Below are 23323 nucleotides of genomic sequence, written 5' to 3'. Positions count from 1 at the left end.
AAGGTTTCCTATTTATTAATTATCTTTACCGCCTTAAAAAGATATACCCACTATAATAGTAGTTTTTAATGATAAATAACGAAGATTTTTTAGACGAAATAGGTGACAGTCATTTCAGCAGTAATGCAAAAAACCCTTTAAGAGAAGATGCCTTTGTCTTAAGCGATGAAGAAAAAATAGAAAAAATAAAAAAAGATGTTGAAAACATTCTGCAAACTCTTGGAATGGATTTGACAGATGACAGCATAAAGGGAACTCCAAACAGAGTTGCAAAAATGTTTGTAAAAGAGATCTTTGGTGGCCTAAACCCTTCAAAACAGCCAAAAGCTTCTACTTTCGACAATAATTATAAGTATGGTGAAATGTTGGTTGAAAAAAACATTACCGTTTATTCTACCTGCGAACACCACTTATTACCTATCATTGGGCGGGCTCATGTAGCTTATATTTCAAGCGGAAGAGTTATTGGTCTATCAAAAATGAACCGTATTGTAGAATATTATGCCAAAAGACCTCAGGTTCAGGAACGTTTGACTATGCAGATTGTTCAGGAACTTCAAAAAGCTTTAGGCACAGAAGATGTTGCCTGCGTTATAGATGCCAAACACCTTTGTGTTAATTCAAGAGGAATTAAAGATATCGAAAGCAGTACTGTTACGTCTGAATTTGGTGGAAAATTTAAAGACCCACAGACTAAAAGAGAATTTTTGGATTATATTAAATTAGATACTCAGTTCTAATTATTACTATATTTCTATATTTATTGTCTAGCCCTAAGCGGAGCGAAATCCTTTTATGGTCTCTTTATTACGAGATAAAAGATATAGCGGAGACAGGATTAGCTTCTAAAAATCAAATTAAAATATGCCTTTATACACTAGTCAGCATTTAAAAATATACAACTCGCTTTCGGGTGAAAAAGAAAGTTTCAAACCTATACATGAAGGAAACGTTGGAATGTATGTTTGCGGACCTACGGTTTACAGCAATGTACACTTAGGAAATGTGAGAACTTTTATGTCTTTTGATGTGATTTTCAGGTATTTTTTACATCTGGGCTACAAAGTCCGTTATGTGCGTAATATCACTGATGTAGGTCATATTGTAGATGATGTTGATGAAGGAGAAGATAAAATTGCAAAAAAAGCACGCTTAGAGCAATTAGAGCCTATGGAGGTTGTTCAGCGTTATACTGTCGATTTTCATGATATTCTGAAAGCCTTCAATTTTTTACCGCCAAGTATTGAACCTACTGCAACTGGACATATTATAGAGCAAATCGAAATCATCAAAAAAATAATTGATACCGGAATTGGTTATGAAGCCAACGGATCGGTTTATTTTGATGTTGTAAAATATAATGAAGCTAACAATTACGGGATTTTAAGTGGCAGAAACATAGAAGATATGCTTGCCAATACCCGTGATTTAGATGGCCAGTCAGACAAAAAAATCCACAGGATTTCGCGCTTTGGAAAAAAGCAGAACCGGAACACATCATGAGATGGCCTTCTCCATGGAGCGATGGGTTCCCCGGCTGGCACCTTGAATGTACTGCAATGAGTACAAAATACTTAGGAAATCATTTTGACATTCATGGAGGCGGAATGGATTTAAAATTCCCACACCACGAATGCGAAATTGCTCAAAACGAAGCCTGCACTGGTCAATCTCCGGTTAATTACTGGATGCATGCCAATATGCTGACTTTAAACGGCAAGAAAATGGCAAAGTCAACTGGCAATAATATTTTACCAGGCGAGATTTTGAGTGGCGATAATACCGTTTTAAGCAAGGCATTTTCTGCTTCTGTAACACGTTTTTTCATGTTGCAGGCACATTATAGAAGCATTTTAGATTTTTCTGATGATGCTATAACTGCTGCAGAAAAAGGATATAAAAGGTTAATGGAAGCATTAGATGCTTTGCCAACTATTTCTGCAGGAAATTCTAGTTCTATTAATTTTGGAGCATGGAAACAATTGTGCTACGATGCCATGAATGACGATTTTAATACGCCAATTTTAATTGCCCAATTGTTTGAAGGTGTTCGTTATATCAATTTACTGAAAGAAGGAAAAGAGACTATTTCTACAGAAGATTTAAAATCATTTTCAACAGTAATTAATGCTTTCGTATTTGATGTTTTAGGTTTAAGCGACGAGAAGGCTGCTGACAGCAATAACGATAAATTAGAAGGTGTAGTAAACATGCTGATCGGAATGAGGAATCAGGCCAGAGCTGATAAAAATTTTGCTCTTTCTGACCAAATCAGGGATGAGTTAATCGCTTTAGGCATTCAGTTAAAGGACGGAAAAGAAGGCACCACCTTTTCGATATAAATAAGTTATTTCTAATAAATCATGAAAGCCATCACTCCATTTGTTTTATTAGTACGATTTTATCAAAATGCCATTTCGCCATTTACACCGGCTTCATGCCGATTCGAACCTACGTGTTCAGGCTATATGATTGAAGCCCTGCAAAAGCATGGATTGTTTTATGGAGGTTATCTGGGAATCAAACGTATTTTGAGCTGTCATCCCTGGGGAAGAACTGGCTATGATCCGGTTCCTGAAAAAAAATGTTCGCATAAACATTAACTTTTATTAATGACTAACTCTGTTTTAAATATTTATTTTTACAACTATTCAAAAAAACATAATATTACATGACACACCCTTTAAACATCGTTTGGAATCCTTCAGAAGGAATCGATTTAGGATTTTTTATGATTCGCTATTACAGCTTAATGTTCGTTATCGCTTTTGGATTAGGATGGTTCCTGATGAAAAAAATGTTTGAACGAGAAAATGAATCAATTGACAAACTAGATTCTTTATTTGTATGGACAGTTCTTGCAACTTTAATTGGGGCGCGTTTGGGACATGTTTTATTTTATGACTGGGAATATTTTAGAAATCATTTACTGGAGATCTTTTTACCATTTAAACTTGAACCGGAATTTCAATTTACCGGATTCCAGGGACTAGCAAGTCATGGTGCTGCCATTGCAATTATAATTGCAATGTATTACTACAGTAAAATGATTCTAAAACGTCCGTTATTGTGGATTTTAGACCGAGTAGTCATTCCGGTCGCAAGCGGTGCTATTTTTGTACGTATCGGAAATTTCATGAATTCTGAGATTATAGGAAACGAAACTACTTCTACATTTGGAATTCGCTTTTTACACGATCAGTTTAGCAAGAACGAGGCTGTTAATGCTACTCAAATTGCAAATCCTGCAGATGCTTACACCGCAATTGCAACTGATCCAAAATTTGCAAATTTATTAGCTCAGGTTCCTGCAAAACACCCAACACAATTATATGAAGCGTTCTGCTATATTTTTGTATTCGCAATTTTATACTTCTTATACTGGAAAACAAATGCAAGACTTAAATCAGGGTATTTATTTGGCTTATTTTTGGTTCTTTTATTTGTAGTAAGATTTATAGTCGAATTTGTAAAAGAAAGCCAGGGAGGTTTTGAAAGCGCATTAGGCTATTTCTCAACCGGGCAATGGTTAAGCATCCCTTTTATCATAATCGGCCTGTTCTTTATCATCAGAGCACAAAGAAATCCTTTAGCAGCTTCTTAAAAAGAAACCAATCAAAAAATATAAAATACCCAATACAAATATATTGATATTGGGTATTTTTTTATACCACAAAACCAACACTTCAATTTTTATTATTAACATGGTTTAGAAGCAGAAACATTAATTTACATAAAAAACGTTGTCCCTGTTGTGCGCTACATCTTTTCATTACTGGCAGCCAGTAGTAAAAAGGATACCGCTGCCATCAGGGGCTATGATATGACATTTTATTTCCATAAAAGACAACAAAGTGGTCAATCAGGCAAATTACGAGACTTCAGACTGAACAAGCCAACGTCACTTCGCCTGAATATTGAACTAAGTTTATTTCAAACAAAGTAAAACTAATATAATAATGTCATCCAATCATTATAAAACAAAAAAAAGATCCGGCTTTCCACCGGATCTTTAAATTATGCAAAATATACAAAGCTTAAATTTTAATTACGCCTTATTATGCTTGTCTTCAATTGTATGTTTCTCATCAGAAGAAATCGTATCAACCAATACAGGTGTAGCGATAAACAATGACGAATAAGTACCTACAATAATACCAATTAACATGGCAAATATAAATCCTCTGATTGACTCACCACCAAAGATGAACATGGTTAATAATACAATGATCATCATTAATGAAGTATTCAATGTTCTTGACAATGTAGTATTAATAGAAGCGTTTACGATATCTTCGAAACTTCCTTTACGGTTTCCGATAATAAACTCTCTAACCCTGTCGAATACAATTACGGTATCGTTCATAGAATAGCCAATTACAGTTAGAATCGCAGCGATAAAGTGCTGATCCATTTCCATGTGAAAAGGCATGAATTTATAACATAAAGAATAAATTCCTAATACAAAGATTACGTCGTGTGCAACTGCTGCAATCGCACCTAATGAATACTGCCATTTACGGAAAGAAACCATTAAGTATAAGAAAATAACTGCCATTGCCCCAAGAACCGCCCAGTAGGAATTTGTTTTTATATCTTCTGAGATTGAAGCCCCTACTTTAGAAGCCTGTAAAACTCCTATTTTTTTACCATCATAAGTGTTTGTGAATTTTTCATACGATACATTAGGGAAATATTTCGCTAAAGCGTTGTATAATTTTTGATTCACTTCTTCATCAACAGCCACTCCATCTTCTTTGATTTTGTATTTCGTAGTGATTTTTAACTGATCATCATCACCTAAAATTTTAGCTTCAACCGGAGTTCCAAAAGCAGCAGATAATTCATCTGAAATTACAGTTGCATCAACTGGTTTTTCAAATTTAACCTGAAAAGTTCTACCTCCAACAAAATCAACACCTTCATCTAATCCGTTAACGAAAAATATAGAGACCAAACTTACTACTGTTACAATAGAAGAGAAGATATATGTGAATTTCTTCACTTTAATAAAATCATAGTGGAAATTCGTAAACCAATTCTTAGTAATGTTTGTAGAGAAAGTTAAATCTCCTTTCCCGGCAATATTTCTATCAATGAAGATTCTTGCAATAAAAATAGATGTAAACAATGAAGTTACAATACCAATCAATAATGTTAACGCGAAACCTTTAATTGGTCCTGTTCCAAAGATAAACAAAATTGCTCCGGTTAATACGTGAGTGACGTTTGCATCAATGATAGAACGCATCGCACCGTGCCATCCGTAAGAAGCTGTAACTGCTTCAGACAATGACTTTCCTTCACGCAATTCCTCTTTTGCTCTTTCAAATATGATAATATTAGCATCTACAGCAGTACCCAATGTCAATACAATACCTGCAATACCCGGTAATGTTAATACAAAACCAAAACTTGCCATAATTCCGAACAGGAAAAGTAAGTTTAACAATAACGCAAGGTTAGCATACCAACCCGCTTTACCATAATAGAATACCATCCATAAACAAACTAATAAAAATCCTAATACAGATGAAATAGTTCCCGCATCAATTGCTGCCTGACCTAAAGATGGTCCTACAACAGTTGACTGAATAATATCTGCAGAAGCCGGTAATTTACCTGCATTCAATACGTTTGCTAAATCTTTAGTTTCCGCCACATCAAACGAACCTGTAATTTCAGATCTTCCTCCGGCAATTGGTCCGCTTGTTACTCCTGGTGCAGAATAAACTACATTATCCAAAACGATAGCGATATAACTTTTTTGAGAAAAAGCTCTTCCTGTTAATTCTTCCCAAATTTTAGCTCCCTGACTGTTCATTTGCATAGAAACAGCTGGTTTTCCTAATTGGTCAAAAGTATCTTTTGCATCAGTAACAACACCTCCGCTCATCGCAGGAGCGTTATCTCTGTTTCCTTTTAAAGCGTATAATTCTACAGCTTCAATATCTTTTCCTTTAGCATCTTTTGTAGTAGTTGGTTTACTCCATACAAATTTAGCATTGTGCTGGTCTGCAGCTAATAAAATTCTGATTTCAGGTCTTTTAAAGTACTCATTAATTACAGCAGTATCTTTTGGAGCAAAGTAACCTAAAACAGGTCCGCCACCCTGACCAAGCATCTTATCAAATAATGGATTGTTTCCTTTTTTAGTATCAAGTGAATCTTTTGCGTCTGTTAACAATGCATTCAATGAATCTTTTGCAACAGCTTTAGTTTCTGTTTTTTTGATTTCAGTCTTTTTTAAAGCCTCGTTAGTAGCAACTAAGAAGTTTCCAATTTCTTCAATTTTAAAAGTTTCCCAAAACTCTAATTGAGCTTTACCTCCTAATAATTTCTTAATCCTGTCAACATCTTTAGCACCTGGAAGTTCTACTAAAATTCTTCCTGTTTCTCCTAATTTCTGAACGTTTGGCTGAGTAACACCAAATTTATCGATACGCTCCCTTAGTACTTTAAAAGCACTTTCAACAGACTCATCAACTTTTCTTTTAATTACTTTTTGAGCTTGTGCATCAGACATTTGAAAATCGATACCACCTTCTCCCTGTAAGCTTCTGTTTGCAAAAATATCAGGCGAAGCCAGCTTAACACTTCCTTTAGAATTTGCATCAAAAGCTTCAAAAAACTTATTTAAATAGGTTTTATTTCCTTCTAAATTTGCACTTGCATCGGCTAATGATTTGTTAAAAACAGGGTTCTTAGAATTATTAGCTAAACCTTTCAAAACATCTTTAATAGAAATTTGAAGAATCACGTTGATTCCTCCTTCTAAGTCAAGACCTTTGTTTAACTGTTTGTTTTTTACCTCATTGTAAGTAAAATCTGTAAAACCAAGATCAAAAACTTTTACTTTGCCAATAGAATCTAAATATTTTAATTCTTTATCAGGATTATCTCCTGCAAAAGCTTTAGCTTCCTCTTTGACATTATTTGCCACAAAAGTGAAAGAAAGTTGGTAAATACTTACCAATGCAAATAGAATTGCGAAAAATTTAATAAGTCCTTTATTCTGCATTATTACTAAAAATTAATTATGTTTTATTGTTTGTTTTTGCTTTAAATTCCCATAAAATAAGCCCTGACATGAGTTTTTAAAACTAAAAAATCGTGATCACGAATTACAACATTTTTTTTAAACCGAGCAAATATATAATTCTCGAAAAGATTAAACAATTTATTTATTAATTAATCTCAAAAAAAAGACTGCAAAAGTGCAGCCTTTTCCTTTTTTTTCGATATTTTTTATACTAAAATGGATTTCAGTGCATCATTCATTCCCCTAACTGCATCTGCGCTTTTAGCAAATAAAGCTTTTTCTTCTTCGTTTAAATGAATTTCTAAAATTTGTTCAACCCCGTTTTTACCAATTATACAGGGTACCCCAATACATATATCTTTTTGCCCGTATTCTCCATCTACATAAACAGAGCAGGCTATCATTTTTTTCTGATCATTTAAAATACTGTCTACCAAAAAAGCAACTGAAGCTCCCGGGGCATACCATGCCGATGTACCCAAAAGACCTGTAAGAGTCGCTCCTCCAACCATTGTATCGGCAGCTACTTTTTGCAACACATCTTCTGAAAGAAATTCAGTTACCGGAATTCCGTTATAAGATGCCAGACGGGTTAACGGAATCATAGTTGTATCGCCATGACCGCCAATTACCATTGCTGAAATATCATTTGCAGGTTTATCCAAAGCTAAAGAAAGATAAGTTCTGAATCGGGAACTATCTAATGCTCCTCCCATACCTATAATTCTGTTTTTTGGCAAACCTGTAGACTTTAACGCCAGATAAGTCATCGTATCCATTGGATTAGAAACCATAACAATAATCGTATTAGGCGAATATTTCAGTACATTCTCAGCAACCGTTTTTACAATTCCTGCATTAATACCTATCAACTCTTCACGAGTCATTCCGGGTTTTCTTGGGATACCTGAAGTAATTACAACAACATCACTTCCTGCGGTTTTGGAATAATCATTTGTAACACCTGAAACATGAGTATTAAAACCAGTATTTGTAGCACATTGCATAATATCCAATGCTTTCCCTTCGGCAAAACCCTCTTTAATATCCAACAATACTACTTCGCTGGCTATTCCTCTATAAGAAATAACATCCGCACAAGTGGCTCCAACATTTCCTGCTCCTACAATGGTAACTTTCATATTTTATACTTTATTGGTTATTAATTAATTTTAAGGTTTAATTTACAAAATTGCCAGACACTTAAGTGGTATATATTATCTTTTTTTAGCATTTTTAAACAAAAAGTCTACACAAATTCTAAAAAAAACATATCACCAAACTTTTATGCATCAATATTTGCGTAAACGGCATTTTTCTCGATAAATTCTCTACGAGGCGGTACTTCATCACCCATTAACATTGAAAAAACCTGATCTGCTTCAGCCAGACTATCAATATTTACCTGACGTAAAGTTCTGAAATTTGGATCCATTGTAGTTTCCCACAATTGCTCTGCATTCATCTCTCCAAGACCTTTATAACGCTGAATAGCTGCACTACCTCCCATTCTTTCATTCGCCTGATCACGCTGAACGTCATTCCACGCGTATTCTTTTTTATTTCCTTTTTTAACTAAATATAAAGGTGGAGCTGCGATGTAAACATGACCTTCTTCAATTAATTCTTTCATGAAGCGGAAGAAGAACGTTAATATTAAGGTAGAAATGTGACTACCATCTACATCGGCATCACACATGATGATTACTTTATGATAACGTAGCTTCGAAAGATTCAATGCTTTACTGTCTTCTTCTGTCCCAACAGTAACACCAAGTGCTGTAAAAATATTACGAATCTCTTCGTTTTCAAACACTTTATGATGCATTGCTTTTTCAACATTCAGAATCTTACCTCGTAATGGCAAAATGGCCTGAAAATTACGGTCACGACCTTGTTTTGCAGTTCCGCCTGCCGAGTCTCCCTCGACAAGATAAACCTCACATCTTGCCGGATCCTGTTCAGAGCAATCTGAAAGTTTTCCTGGCAATCCTCCACCGCCCATTACGGTTTTACGCTGAACCATTTCACGTGCTTTTTTCGCAGCATGACGTGCCTGGGCAGCTAAAATTACTTTCTGGATAATTACTCTTGCATCATTTGGATTTTCTTCAAGATAATTCTCAAGCATTTCTCCAACAGCCTGGGAAACCGGAGAAACTACTTCTCTGTTTCCAAGTTTAGTTTTTGTCTGTCCTTCGAATTGAGGTTCTGCAACTTTTACCGAAATAATAGCTGTTAAACCTTCACGGAAATCATCTCCAGCAATTTCGAATTTCAATTTATCCAGCATTCCGGATGAATCTGCGTATTTTTTAAGTGTTCTTGTCAAACCACTTCTAAAACCTTGTAAATGCGTACCACCTTCATGTGTATTGATATTGTTTACATAAGAGAAAATATTCTCTGTATAACTTGTATTGTAAATCAACGCTACCTCAACCGGAATCTCACCTTTATCGTGATCCATGCTGATTACATGAGAAATAATTGGCTCGCGATTACCGTCTAAATAGCGGATATATTCTTTAAGTCCTTCTGTAGAATGAAAAACTTCGCTTTTAAATTCGCCTTTTTCGTCAACTTCTCTTTTGTCTGTAAAAGTAATTGTGATTCCTTTATTCAAAAAAGAAAGCTCACGCATACGGGCAGACAAAGTATCGTAAGAAAATTCAGTTGTTTGAGTAAAAATAGTATTGTCAGGGTAAAAAGTCTGACGCGTACCTCTTTTATCTGTTTCCCCGATTTGCTTTACAGGATATAATGATTTCCCCCTTTCGTATTCCTGCTCGTAGATTTTTCCTTCTCTGAAAACAGTAGATTTCATGTGAACAGAAAGCGCATTTACAACAGAAACCCCAACACCGTGAAGCCCTCCGGAAACTTTATATGAATCTTTATCAAATTTACCCCCTGCACCAATTTTAGTCATCACCACCTCAAGTGCAGAAACTCCTTCTTTTTTATGTAAATCAACCGGAATACCACGACCATTATCTTCAACTGTCACCGAACCATCTTCGTTTATTGAAACTCCAATTGTATCACAATGTCCTCCCATTGCCTCATCAATAGAGTTATCCACAACTTCATAAACCAAATGATGCAGCCCTCGAACACCTACATCGCCAATATACATCGATGGACGCATTCTTACGTGCTCCATTCCTTCTAATGCCTGAATACTATCTGCTGAATAATTGTTCTTCTTGATTTCTTCGCTCATATAATTTATTCTAAAAAATGTAATTATTGTCTTAACACGCAAATATATGAAAACGCAATTTATATACCTCTTAAAATACTATTTAAAGCGCCTAAGTTATTAACAGAATTATTAAAAATTACAGAAAATAAATTCCAAAAGACCTCCTAAAATTCCAAACTTCATAAATTCGAAATTCCTAAAATAGGAATAACATAAAAAAACCGAAATAACATAAACGTCATTTCGGTTTTTTCGAATTATTACTTCCAAATTTAATCTGGAATCAAAAATTAATTATTAATCAACAGTCACACCTTGTTTTGCAATTTCAGTATCTGCATTTAAGTGTGCTGAATTCGCTCTTCCGCTTGGGTCAAGATTATCCTGCCATTTTGGTATCCACTTCCTTACGGTTTGTGCCGCACTGACTTGCGGGTAATGTTTATGAAAAATGGATCTGTACAAATATGCCTCTTTTGTTGTTGGTGAATTATATGGAAATTCACCCCCCGCGCCAGCTAATTGTTCATCTGAAACCTGAGAACTACAATATTCAATTAACTGATCTACCCAGTTATACCCAACACCATCTGAAAACTGTTCTTTTTGTCTCCATAAAATTTCTGATGGCAAATAGGGATCCTCAGGTGTGTCAAATGCTTTTCTTAAAATATATTTTTCAACAGCTTCGTATGTTTTTGGCTGTTTTTCTTCCGTTTTAATTCGGATTGCTATATCCAGGAAATCTTTATCCAAAAATGGCACTCTGAGCTCTAAACTATGCGCCATTGTCGATTTATCAGCACGTAATATATCAGCCGTAAACAGCTTTTGAACCCTTTCAATTGTTTCTTTTTGAAATTCTTCTGAAGACGGTGCATTTCTAAAATACAAATGTCCTCCAAAAACCTCGTCAGCTCCTTCTCCCGAAAGTATCACTTTAATTCCTTTTTCCTTTATCGCTTTTGCCAGCAGATACATAGGCACACCTGAACGGACTGAAATAATATCATATGTTTCGATGTGATAAATCAATTTGTCCAGAATTTCAACTCCCTCTTCAATAGTAAAATGAATTTCATGGTGTTGTGTTCCTAAAAATTCTGCCGCTTTTCTCGCCGCAATATTATCAGGAGAATCTGCATCTAATCCAATAGAAAAAGAATGCAGTTTTTCATTACTTCCTGCTAATAATCGGGACGCAATTGCAGATGTTAATGATGAATCCAAACCTCCTGAAAGCAATACTCCAATTGGCACATCACTCATTAAACGTTTACGTGTTGCCTCAATTAAAGACTCTCTGATCAAATTTAAATCAAGTGTCTGATTTGCATTTTCGTATTCCTCATATTCTGGTTCATAATATTTAACAAACCCTGTTTTAGCCGTGTAATAATGACCCGGAGGAAATGTCGAAAATGACTTGCACTGATCTGCAATGGATTTCATTTCTGAAGAAAAATAAATCCTTCCTCTTTCATCTAATCCATAATACAACGGCTTGACACCAATTGGATCTCTTCCTGCAATATAATCATCACCATTAATGACTACAAAAGCAAAATCGCCGTCAAGTAAATTACAGAAATCATAACCAAATTCTTCATATAAATGTACTATTACTTCAGAATCTGATTTTGTCCTGAATGTGTGGTGCTTTAAAATCCCTTCCCTTAATTCCTGATGGTTATAAATTTCTCCATTATGAACCATCCACGCATTTTTAGAACCCTGAATTGGCTGTCTACCTGAATCTAAATCAATAATCGACAAGCATTCACTTGCTAAAATGCTTCCATTATCCATAATATGCAAATCACTTTCATCAACCCCTCGATGCGACATTCTTTTCGAAAGTTCTTTTACGAGCTGCGGGTCTTTTCCTTTACCGATAACGGCTAATATTCCACACATACTATTCTGTTTTTATTATATTTTTTTTACTGTCTTTTTATTTACACCATATTTCTTCTTTAGGCGAAAGCCAAATATAAAAAAATCAAATAAACATTTAACCTGCAAATAATTAAACTCGCAAAAAACGTTTTGAACAAGTTTTATAAACCAAGAAAAACGTCCTCAAAGAGAACGTTTTCTGTAATATAAGTTCTAAAATTAAACTTTATTATGATTTTTGATAAGCATCATCGTGTACACTCGCAACCGCTCTACCTGATGGGTCATTCATGTTTTTGAAAGCCTCATCCCACTCCAAAGCAATTTTTGTACTACAAGCCACACTTGCTTCCTGAGGCACACATAATGCTGCTGCGTCACTTGGAAAGTGTTCTGTAAAAATAGAACGATAGTAATACTCTTCTTTTGAAGTTGGAGTTTGTAACGGGAATTTGAATCTCGCGTTTGCTAATTGCTCATCAGAAACTTCTCTCGCTACCACTTCTTTCAAAGTATCAATCCAGCTGTATCCTACTCCATCAGAAAATTGCTCTTTTTGCCTCCATGCTACACTTTCAGGGAGCATGTCTTCAAAAGCTTTACGAACAACCCATTTTTCCATCGGATGTTCTTTGTTAATCATTTTATCCTGTGGATTGATGCGCATTGCAACATCCATAAATTCTTTATCTAAAAACGGTACACGACCTTCAATTCCCCAGGCTGCTAAACTTTTGTTAGCACGCAAACAATCGTACATATGAAGTTTTCCTAATTTACGAACGTTTTCTTCGTGAAATTCTCTTGCGTTTGGTGCTTTGTGGAAATACAAATATCCTCCAAACAATTCATCTGCTCCTTCACCGGACAGCACCATTTTGATTCCCATAGATTTAATAACTCTTGCCATTAGCCACATTGGAGTTGAAGCTCTTACTGTAGTTACATCATAAGTCTCAAGGTTGTAAATTACATCACGAACAGCATCTAGACCTTCCTGAATTGTAAATTTGATTTCGTGGTGAATGGTTCCAATATGATCCGCTACTTTTCTTGCTGCTGCTAAATCAGGAGAGCCCTCCAGACCAACTGAGAAAGAGTGCAATTGTGGGTACCAGGCATCTGTAGTATCATCTGATTCAATACGTTTTTGAGCGAATTTTTTAGCTACAGCCGAAGTAATAGAAGAATCTAAACCTCCTGAAAGCAAAACCCCGTAAGGAACATCACTCATTAATTGTCTGTGTACAGCCGCTTCCAAAGCTTCCTTAATTGCAGGAATGCTTGTTTCGTTATCTTTTACAGCATCATATTCTGTCCAGTCTCTTTTGTACCATTGTACAAATTCACCGTCTTTACTAGTCATATAATGTCCCGGAGGGAATAACTCGATTTTTGTACAATATCCTTCTAAAGCTTTCAATTCTGAAGCAACGTAGAAAGTACCGTTTTGATCCCAACCAATGTACAATGGAATAATTCCCATGTGATCACGAGCGATGAAATACTCATCTTTATCAACATCATAAATTGCAAATCCGAAGATTCCGTTCATTTCATCAACAAAATGAGGTCCTTTTTCTTTATAAAGAGCTAATATAACTTCGCAGTCACTTTCAGTCTGAAAGTTATATTTTCCTGCAAATTGTTTACGAAGCTCTCTGTGGTTGTATATTTCACCATTTGCAGCTAAAACCAGTTTTTTGTCTTCTGTAAACAATGGTTGTTTTCCAGAAGCCGGATCTACAATTGCCAAACGCTCATGAGAAAGAATTGCTTTATCATTACTGTAAATTCCGCTCCAGTCCGGTCCGCGGTGACGAATGATTTTAGACATTTCTAATACTTGAGGTCTTAAGGTTTCGGCTTTTTGCTTTAAGTCAAAGGCACATACAATTCCACACATAATTTTATATTTTTTTCTTTTTAATTTTATTTTGACAGGGCAAAGATGAAGTATTAGTTACAATTGAAAAACACAAATAACAATATCAATTACAAATATCAACCAAAATAATCAATTTACATATTAAATGTAAAATTTTAATATAAAAAAAAGGCTTAAGCTTGAAAATTTTAATCTTGAGGACAAAACCGGTTTAAAAAGTATCTATTTCTCAACAATTAACTTTAAATTTTATGCCAATCTTTATCGAATTACTTGCTAAGATTGCTTCGCCAGTTCGCTAACGCTCGTGTCCTCGTGCCTCGGAATGACTGATTGAGCAGAATCTCTCTACTCTACACTCTCAATCGTATAATGAGTCTTATTAATCTCAAACTCAAACCCAACTTTATTTCCCATCAAATGATTTCCCAAAGGCGATTGCGGTGAAAGCGCAATAACATTTATTCCCTCAATTGCAATTTTAGGTAACGCTACACTTACATACAAATAGATACCGTTTGCTTTCACCAGACTGCCGGAAATAATATTTTTTGTTGTTTTTGAGGCGTCAATTTTATCTAAAACTGCTTTTTGAGCAATTGCTTCTTTAAGTTTATTGGTCAGCTTTTCCTGCTCGATATGCATCATGGACAAAGCTGTTTCATGTTTGTCGCCAGCCGAACCTTTTGCATCGTTTTTAGAGTCTTCGGTCAGATTTGAAATCATATCCCTGAAAACATCGATTCGGTCCTGGACCATTTGCATATAATGAGAATGTATTTTTTGTTTGAAAGTCATTTTTAAAGATACTGAGGTTTTAAGTTACAAAGATGCAAAGGTTTTAGTTTACAGATCTGAAAGAATCCTAATTTTATTTATTACACAGCAATTTAAGCCGATTTTCTTCACTATAAAAAATTAACACGATGTTTTTTATTTTTTGACAAACAATCTCTAATTTTAGCACTCATTAATTTTAACTATCATTATGAAAAGATCTACAATTATTACCACAATTGCAATTGCATTTACAATGCTTTTATCTTTAAATGCCAATGCTCAAAAATTTCCTGACTTAGACAAAAGTCCAATGGATGCAGCAGCTTATCCTAACGATTATAAAGAAGCTGCAAAAATTGTAAAAATTACTTACAGCAGACCACAACTAAAAGGGCGTGCATTAAGCGAACTTGTTCCTGAAGGAAAAGTATGGAGAACTGGAGCAAATGAGGCACCAGAAATCACTTTCTACAAGGACATGAAATTAGGAGATAAAAAGATAAAAGCAGGTAGTTATACTTTATTTACCCTTCCTGAAAAAGACAATATCACTATTATCATCAGTAAAGATTTAAATGTTTGGGGATCTTATTCTTATAAAGAAGCAAACGATGTAGCCAGATTAAAAGTTCCTGTAACACAAGCTGCAGATTCTTTAGAAGCTTTCTCAATGGTTTTCACGAAAGGAGATAAAGGAGTTATTTTAAACTTAGGCTGGGACAAATTAAGAGTTGCTGTTCCTTTTACCGAATAAAAAAAATTGAATTCCAAAAAAAAGCTTCCGGATTGGAAGCTTTTTTTATATTATTTTTTTGATTAGAAATCAAATTTGTAGTTCGCTCCACCTAAAACCTGGAATCCCTGAACAGGATAATTTAGCCATTTTTGATAAGCCTGATTTCCGATGTTATTCAGCTTTAAGAAGAAAGTCAGACGTTCGCTGAATTTGTATCCTAAATGTGCATTGGCGTCAAAATAACTTTTTAAAGTGACCGGAACTCCCGGAATTGGAACAGCAAAATCAGTTTGCCTTGTTTGCATATCCTTACGCTCTCCTACATAAAAAACGTTCAAGCCCGCATACCATTGTTTTGTTATATTTACGTCAAGATTGGAGCCTAATCTAATTGTTGGCAGGTTCCATGCTTCTACAGGCTGATCCGTTTTATAACTATTAAATGTACCGTTAATTCCAAAAGTAACGTTTTCAGATAAATCAGCTTTTAATTCTGCATAGAAACGAAATGTTCTGATGTCTTCATAAACTACTCCAAAAGAATTTCCGTATGCATAATTCTCGTTTGAAAAATCTTCTGTGTAATCATTGCTTTTAAATAAAGCTTTGTTTTTTTCATTCAGGTAAGAACCTGTCAGATTATAGTTGACATTGTTAGCCAATTTCCCTTTCAAACCAGCAAAAACATTGTATTGAGTGCTTGATGGCCTCATGTTTAATGTTGGCGATAAAAACGGATTTTCATTTACAAAATCAGCATATGAATTCTGAGTTAAGGTTCCATTTACTCCTGTGTAAAAGATCATTAAATCTCCAACTAATTTATATGAAGCATTTATTTTTGGGTAGATATAAAACTTATTTCCGCTATTTTCAGAATCCAGTGCATAGTATAATCCGGCACCTAATTCTAAAGTCCAGTCATTTTCATTTACTACAAAACTTGGCTCAATCCCGAAATTGGTCAGACTATATTTTATAGGATCTGTATTTGTTTTAAAATAATTATTCTCAAAACTTCCGCTCACGTGGTCAATAATCACATTCGTATTAATTGAATGATCCATTATATCAACTTTAAAAGTCGGTTTGAGATAAAAACGATTTTCTGAAGAAGAAAAATTATCCGAAAAGTGTGTGAATTTTGCTGCCACTTTGCTAAAAACACTTTCATTGAATTCAAAATTCCCACCTAATGTAATGGTGTTGTAAGTATGTCCAGGATTAATTTCATCTATTAAATCAAGACGATCCTGAGGAATCAAAGATGCTCCAAAATCCTTCGGTAGTCCGTACCAGTTATAAATTTGATTTTGGTATCCTAATTCCACATTCCATGACATATCCCTGTTGTATTGACCATATCCAACGTTTAATGCTGTATCATAAAATTCATCATTCAGAAGCACATCTTTAATTCCGCCTTGTGATGAATGGTGGCGAAGCATCCCTGATACAAAATCATTATTTCCTAAATCCTGATTCAAAAACAATTCAGCATTAAGTGAGCTGTAATTTCCAACACCCACAGTCGCATAATTGTTAAACAAACGTTCCTGTTTTGATTTTTCTACATTGGCAGCTTTTCCTTTTGAAGGCGTAAAAGTCGAAGCCACAGGAACTGACAAAATACTATATTTTATAGTTTCTTTTGGCTGATTTCCCGAATCATCAAGCGATGGGGTTTCTTTTACTTTATCAGCATCTGATATCGTGGGCGAATAGGGTTTAACTACGTTTACTGTTTCTGTCCCAATATTTTCATTTTTCTTTTGTGCAAGTGAAAACTGAAAAACAAACAGCAAAATCAAAATGATGGTTTTATTCTGGAAATTAATTTTCATATTTTATACTTTTTTGTAAAATGTATTCTGTCAAATGTAAAATGCTTTTCACCTTACTCTTTACATTTTACAATTCTATTATATTCTGTTATCTAATTTTCTAATTCTTAAATTCTCTAATTATCAGACTTCCCATTCGCCTTTTGCAATAAACCGGGTTTTTCCACCTATTTTAATATCAAATTCATTTCCGGTTAATTTACCTTTAAAATAAATTTGCGAAGGACGGTTTATATAATCCCCCTGATAATTGATTAATTCTAATTCCGGTTTATGATTTTTTAAAAGATAAGCCTGCAAGCATGTACTCGCGCTGCCAGTAGCCGCATCTTCCATTAGTTGATTATGTTCTATATACATCAATCTGCTAAACAATTTTTCACCTTCCAGATAATAAAAATATAAAGCCTGATGTGTTGTTTTACAATGCTTTTTTAGCCATTCATCTGTTTTATCTTTATCCAGAACCAAGCTTTCTAATGCTCTTTTACTGCTTAATCCAACCAGTACAAAGGCGCTACCGGTCGTCACTTCCTGAATTGGGAACTGATTTTCAAAATCGCTGTTTTTCAGATTACTGAACAATGTAAAATCTTCCTTCGAAAAAATATCCCAAAATTTAGGCTGTGCAGATTTGAGCCAAATCAAATCTTCTTTCTGATGAATTGCAATTGGCCCAATTGGTACATTCAGCTTAATTTCAACTGGTGAATTATCTAATATTTTATTCATTAAAACCCACGAAGTTCCAATTACCGGATGACCAGCAAACATCATTTCCTGAGATGGTGCAAATATTTTAATATCGGCTTTATTATTTTCTTTATCCAATTTGGTAACAAAAGTGCTTTCGGCAAAATTAATTTCACGTGCTATCTTTTGCATTTCTTCTGAACTGAGATTTTCGGCATCTAAAAAAACAGCCAATTGATTTCCGGCATATTTTTTATCTGTGAAAACATCAACTATATAAAAAGGTAAACTCATAATTTTTATTGTGAAATGTTATTTGTTTGATGTAAAATGCGTTTGTGCTTACATTTCACACCTTACATTACATTACTTATTGATAGACGAATTCGTTTTAGACTCTTCCAATTTGATTGCGTTTAGCTCTGTTTTAGCTTCTTCAACCACATCCGGATAATCTGTAAAATTATTGATTACGTTATCCAGAATATACGTTGCCTGATAGCTGTCTTTTAATCCGTAAAAGTTTTTCGCCATTAAAACTAAACTCTTCGCTCCATAATATTTGTATGCCGAATAGTTTTTTGCTAATTTCTGAACTGATACATTCGAAGCATCAAATTTGCCTTCTTTTGTTTTAAAATAGGCATCATAATACAAAGCCTCTGCTGCTAATTCTCCTTTTGATGTTGTTGATAATTTCGCATAAGCCGCTTTTGCTCTATCCTCATCTCCGCTTTGCATTGCTGCCCTTGCCACGATAATTTGTGCATCTGCTTTTACGTTAGCATCTGCTTTTGCATTTTGTAAAACTTTATCAGCATACACAACCGAATTATTATAATCTTTTTTATCATAATAACATTTCATCAAATTAGCCTGAGCAAAATTCTGATTCTGAGAAGTATCTGATTCTTCGCTTAAGCGAACTAAAACCGGAATTGCTTTATCACAATCTTTTGCTTTCAGGAAAATCTGAGCCAGTTTATTTAATGACTGCTCCGTAAATTCATTTCTTGGCTGTCCTGCTACATATTGATAATTAGCAACCGACTTAGTTTCTGAACCTTCTGAATAAAGCAACTGTGCCAGATAAAAATTAGCCTCTAATGAATGTAATCCGGATGGGAATTTACTCACATAACCCGTAAATCCTGTAATTGCCTGTTTGTTGTTACTTTGACTGTATTGCTTGAAAGCAGCATCATAAGTGTCATTGTCTAACTCGGCATCTGTAACTGAAACAAAATCCAGCGTTCGAACCCATGTTGCATATTCATCTACTTTTCCGGAATCAACATAAATTAATCTCGCTGTAGAAACTGCTTCCAAAGCCTCAGGAGTTTTTGGGAATTCAGCAGCTACTTTTTTGAATTTTGTCAAAGCCTGTTCGTCGCGATCTGAATTGTAATAAATCAAACCTTGTCTTAAAATTGATTTTGAAGTAAATGACCCGTTTTTATATTCTGAAATCAGCTGATCGTAAGTTTTAATAGCCTGATCGTTCTTTTTATCAGCCACATACGTATTTGCCAATTCGAACAAAACATCATCACGATATTCGGATTTCTTATACATCTGAAGAAAATTATTTAACTCGTCAATTTTCTTGTCATTTCTGGACATGAATCCATAAGAAATTGCTCTTTGAAACTGTGCATAATCCGCATCAACACCTTTTGCATTGATTGCTTTTCCGTAAGCTTCCATTGCCTGGGCATATTTAGAAGTTACAAATCGGCAATCTCCCAAACGTAAATACGAATCGTTCAGACGAACTTTATCACCGGGAGCATTATCAATCTGAGCCTGAAATGAATTTCCTGCCTGATCGTATTCTTTCAGTTTAAAATACGTGTATCCAATATTATAATTGATGTTTTTGTATTCGTCAGTTGTTTTTGCAGCAGCTAAACCTGCGAATTGTTTATAACTCAATAATGCATTTCTAAAATCATCCGTTACATACTCAGACTCTGCTTTCCAGAAAGTAGCACGGGCAGTAAATTCAGGGTTCTTTTGCTCTTTAACAGCACCATTGAACATTTTTAACGCTTCAGCATAATTCGACTCGTTGTACAATTCTAAACCTCTGTAAAAAAGCACTTTTTGGTACGCTAATTTATTTTCCGGAGTTCTGTTTTTCTCCAGTAACACCAAAGCTTCTTTGTAATTTTTAGTCGAAATATATGAGTCAACCAATAATTTCTCAACTTCGGCTCTGTTTGAATTGTTTGGATATTTTTTTAAGAAATCAAGCAAAATCCCGGGAACCGTTTGGTACTGATTCCCAATTTCATAACTGAGTTTGGCATAATTTAAAGCAGCATCTTCCTGAATTAGAGTATTAAAATCCATTTCAGAAGCATTTTTGAATGCGTTTAAAGCTTCTTGTTTTTTACCTGTATTCAGATAAGCCAAACCTAAATGATAATAGGCGTTTTGCGCTACAAAATCTTTTCCTTCAATGATTTTATTGAATTGGGAAATCGCTTTTTCGTAGTCTTTTTGCTCGTAATAAGCGTAACCCAACTGATAGAAATCGGTATTATTCCATTTTCCTTTTCGTCCTGCGTATTGCTCCAGATATGGAATCGCTTTACCGTATTGTTTTAAATTGAAATAGCTTTCGCCAATAATTTTATTCAATTCAGACTTTTCAAGTGCATTTGACTTCGCCATTGCGGCTTGTCCCAACTCGATTGCTTTTTGAAAATTCCCTAATTTAAAATTCATATCAGCCTGAAAATAGGATAGCTTTTCTTTGTATTTTTCTTCGCCGGAAACCTCATCAAAATATTTAGTTGCTTCTTTGTAATCATCGCCTTCATAAGCCATAAAACCTAAATAATATTTTGCTTGCGAACCAAATTCCGGAGAATTCACGACTTTATTAAAATATGTTGTGGCTTCTTTTTTCTTTTTGGCATTGAAATAACTGTACCCTTTTTGGAAATTAAATTTATCCAGATCAGATTTGCTCATGTAACTTTCGTCAACCCTGTCAAACCATTGCAGGGCTTTTGGATAATCTCCCTGCTCGAAGAAATAATGCGCAACCTCAATATAAGCCTGGTTTTGTTTAGTACTTGTTGGATAATCTTCAACAAATTTTTCCATTAACCCATCTGCATTGGCCTGATTCGTTCTTATCGCGCAATTGGCGATATAATACGCGCAATCTGATTTAACCTCTTCTGTTACAGCCTGATTTTTCACAGATTCAAAAATATGCTGGGCAGAAGCGTATTGTTTGTCATTATATAAAGCCAGTGCTTTATCAAAATCCTTTAATTCGTAGGTATATATAGCTGATTTTTGTGCCGAAACCATAGCCGGAAAGAGGACGAATGGTATTAAAAAGAACCAGGAAATTTTACGCATTTTAATTATATTTAGTATTCAAATGTATCATTTTATACCGTTTATAACGAAACGTTTTAAGCTTTTATTATGAACAAAAGTTTTAAGTTTTTAATTTTTTCAGCATTACAAGCCTCAAAATAATGATTATAAATTTCGCAAACCGATTCGTTTAGAATAAGATAGTTTAGTGATAAAGTAAATCTTGCTACACTTTTGGTTATTAATATTTTTTCTGTTCAAATGATTAAAATTTATTTTGAATCCAACCGTTAACTTATTACTTTTACATTCAAATCAATTTTATCATGTCAGAAACCGTACTATCCCTTAAAGATGTCACTATATTTCAGGAAGGAAGAAGAATTTTATCTCATATCAATTTAGAAGTTGAGCATGGCGAATTTATCTACATAATTGGAAAAACCGGTTCCGGAAAGAGTAGTTTTATGAAAACTTTATATGGTGATTTACCTCTTTCTGAAGGTGAGGGACATATCGTTGAATTTGATTTAGCTAATTTAAAAGAAAGCCAGATTCCGTATCTGAGACGTAAAATCGGAATTGTATTTCAGGATTTCAAATTGCTTCCGGACAGAACTGTAAAAGACAATATGCTATTTGTACTTAAAGCGACAGGCTGGGTAGAAAAAGAAGCCATGCAGCATAAAATTGATGAAGTTCTTGATAAAGTGGGTATGAAAGATTTCCTGAATAAAATGCCACACCAGCTTTCAGGCGGAGAACAACAAAGAGTTGCGATTGCAAGAGCTTTGTTAAACGACCCTGAATTTATCCTTGCTGATGAACCAACCGGAAACCTTGATCCTCAAACGAGTTCTGAAGTTTTAGAAGTATTGAAAAAAATCAACGCCAACGGAAAAACCATTATCATGGCAACGCACGATTATGCATTATTGATGAAATTCCCATCTAAAACTCTGAAATGCGAAGACGAAAGAATTTTTGAAGTTGTGCAGCGAAGTGTATAATCTGTTTTATTTCTTGTAAACGTGTGGGTTTTCTTTTATTCCTTTTTTGAATATTTTTCTAATATTCATTCTTAAAAAAGTATCCACTTTCAAAAGTATATCGGTAAACTTGTGTTCAGGTCTTGCTCTAAAAGAAGTTACGTGAAATTTATCCGTTGCTAAAACCGGGGTTTTTGAAAAATAATAATTCGAAATGCAGCATCTAAATCCATCATATACAACCGGTGAAACTGAGTGTAATGATTTATTATGGGTAACCATTACCACCAATCTGTTAAATTTACTATGAATTGTAATCTGTTGTTTTTGCAAACCATCCGGCCATAACTCGAGATTACCTCCGTATTCTTCTTTCCAGTTTGGAGTCACATAATAAAGTAAGTTCAATACACGCCAGCGTTCACGATCTTTATCGTGCGAATTATCCAGATGTGGATTCAGAAATTGCTTATTCCCCATCATAGAAAGACCTCCAGCGTAAAGAAATTCATCCGGAATCGGATCTTTTATTTGACAAATTTCACCAACCAGTTCAACAATTCTGTTGTCCTGAAAAGCATAAATAATTTCTTCTAAAACCGGATTATATAAGTTCATCTGAACTGCAACAAATTTATCTTCCTTGATGCTTTTTTTCAGGATCATCTGATCTTGTTTCGGAAAAACACTATACAGCCCAGCTGCTATTTCTTCAGGAAGCAAATTATCCAGAAAAAAATAGCCTATCGCTTCTTTTGATTCTCTTAACTGCTTTGAAAGATGAAGTTTTTCATCATTAACTCTTTTATAAATAATTTCAGCAAGCTCATTTCTATTTATAAATTCCATATTTTTGAATGTTTTATTGCTTTACAAATATATATACTAAATAGTTTTTATTA

General features: G+C 34.5%; 15 protein-coding genes and 1 pseudogene. 6 read left to right on the top strand and 10 right to left on the bottom strand.

Translation table 11 applies throughout. The features are described from left to right. The first annotated feature begins 68 nt into the window (after nt 1-68). The 4 genes and pseudogenes from folE (at nt 69) to lgt (ending at nt 3604) form a co-directional block, all read left to right on the top strand. Complete coding sequence (gene folE / locus P5P89_RS15325) at nt 69-740, top strand: GTP cyclohydrolase I FolE (RefSeq protein WP_278009120.1); 672 nt, start codon at nt 69-71, stop codon at nt 738-740. A gap of 124 nt (nt 741-864) precedes the next feature. Then, nucleotides 865-2342: pseudogene (cysS, locus tag P5P89_RS15320) on the top strand (cysteine--tRNA ligase). A gap of 21 nt (nt 2343-2363) precedes the next feature. Continuing rightward, nucleotides 2364-2603, top strand: a complete 240-nt coding sequence (gene yidD / locus P5P89_RS15315) for a membrane protein insertion efficiency factor YidD (RefSeq protein WP_278009119.1) — start codon at nt 2364-2366, stop codon at nt 2601-2603. A gap of 68 nt (nt 2604-2671) precedes the next feature. Next, nucleotides 2672-3604, top strand: coding sequence for a prolipoprotein diacylglyceryl transferase (lgt, locus tag P5P89_RS15310; RefSeq protein ID WP_278009118.1), 933 nt, complete (start codon nt 2672-2674; stop codon nt 3602-3604). A gap of 444 nt (nt 3605-4048) precedes the next feature. On the opposite strand, the gene secDF is transcribed toward lgt, so the two are convergent. The 6 genes from secDF to P5P89_RS15280 form a co-directional block, all read right to left on the bottom strand. Beyond that, nucleotides 4049-7021, bottom strand: coding sequence for a protein translocase subunit SecDF (secDF, locus tag P5P89_RS15305; protein ID WP_278009117.1), 2973 nt, complete (start codon nt 7019-7021; stop codon nt 4049-4051). 227 nt (nt 7022-7248) lie between these two features. After that, entirely contained in the window at nt 7249-8184 is a 936-nt protein-coding gene (gene mdh / locus P5P89_RS15300; protein WP_223681048.1) for a malate dehydrogenase, read from the bottom strand. 143 nt (nt 8185-8327) lie between these two features. Continuing rightward, nucleotides 8328-10268, bottom strand: coding sequence for a DNA topoisomerase (ATP-hydrolyzing) subunit B (gene gyrB / locus P5P89_RS15295; protein ID WP_278009116.1), 1941 nt, complete (start codon nt 10266-10268; stop codon nt 8328-8330). 279 nt (nt 10269-10547) lie between these two features. Further along, complete coding sequence (gene asnB / locus P5P89_RS15290; protein WP_278009115.1) at nt 10548-12167, bottom strand: asparagine synthase B; 1620 nt, start codon at nt 12165-12167, stop codon at nt 10548-10550. A 211-nt stretch (nt 12168-12378) separates the two neighbouring features. Then, the gene (asnB, locus tag P5P89_RS15285; RefSeq protein WP_269235158.1) at nt 12379-14055 is read right to left on the bottom strand and encodes an asparagine synthase B; all 1677 of its coding nucleotides are present in this window, start codon (nt 14053-14055) and stop codon (nt 12379-12381) included. A 330-nt stretch (nt 14056-14385) separates the two neighbouring features. Next, on the bottom strand, nt 14386-14835 hold the full coding sequence (locus P5P89_RS15280; protein WP_278009114.1) for a hypothetical protein: 450 nt from the start codon (nt 14833-14835) through the stop codon (nt 14386-14388). 190 nt (nt 14836-15025) lie between these two features. Between P5P89_RS15280 and P5P89_RS15275 the strand changes: the two genes are divergently transcribed. Further along, entirely contained in the window at nt 15026-15571 is a 546-nt protein-coding gene (locus P5P89_RS15275; RefSeq protein ID WP_278009113.1) for a DUF2911 domain-containing protein, read from the top strand. 62 nt (nt 15572-15633) lie between these two features. Here P5P89_RS15275 and P5P89_RS15270 read toward each other — a convergent pair whose 3' ends face one another. The 3 genes from P5P89_RS15270 to P5P89_RS15260 form a co-directional block, all read right to left on the bottom strand. Next, the gene (locus tag P5P89_RS15270; RefSeq protein WP_278009112.1) at nt 15634-17397 is read right to left on the bottom strand and encodes a TonB-dependent receptor; all 1764 of its coding nucleotides are present in this window, start codon (nt 17395-17397) and stop codon (nt 15634-15636) included. A gap of 123 nt (nt 17398-17520) precedes the next feature. Continuing rightward, the gene (locus P5P89_RS15265) at nt 17521-18384 is read right to left on the bottom strand and encodes a PhzF family phenazine biosynthesis protein (protein ID WP_278009111.1); all 864 of its coding nucleotides are present in this window, start codon (nt 18382-18384) and stop codon (nt 17521-17523) included. A gap of 72 nt (nt 18385-18456) precedes the next feature. Then, entirely contained in the window at nt 18457-21471 is a 3015-nt protein-coding gene (locus tag P5P89_RS15260) for a tetratricopeptide repeat protein (RefSeq protein WP_278009110.1), read from the bottom strand. A 287-nt stretch (nt 21472-21758) separates the two neighbouring features. Between P5P89_RS15260 and P5P89_RS15255 the strand changes: the two genes are divergently transcribed. Next, complete coding sequence (locus P5P89_RS15255) at nt 21759-22442, top strand: cell division ATP-binding protein FtsE (RefSeq protein ID WP_223681068.1); 684 nt, start codon at nt 21759-21761, stop codon at nt 22440-22442. Nucleotides 22443-22448: 6 nt separating this feature from the next. Here P5P89_RS15255 and P5P89_RS15250 read toward each other — a convergent pair whose 3' ends face one another. Beyond that, entirely contained in the window at nt 22449-23270 is an 822-nt protein-coding gene (locus P5P89_RS15250; RefSeq protein ID WP_278009109.1) for a 2OG-Fe(II) oxygenase, read from the bottom strand. Nucleotides 23271-23323: the final 53 nt, after the last annotated feature.

Source organism: Flavobacterium gyeonganense, from assembly GCF_029625295.1.
In the GTDB taxonomy this organism is placed as follows: Bacteria; Bacteroidota; Bacteroidia; order Flavobacteriales; family Flavobacteriaceae; genus Flavobacterium; species Flavobacterium gyeonganense.
Note: the sequence above shows the minus strand (reverse complement) of the source record. Positions and strands in the feature narration are given on the sequence as shown.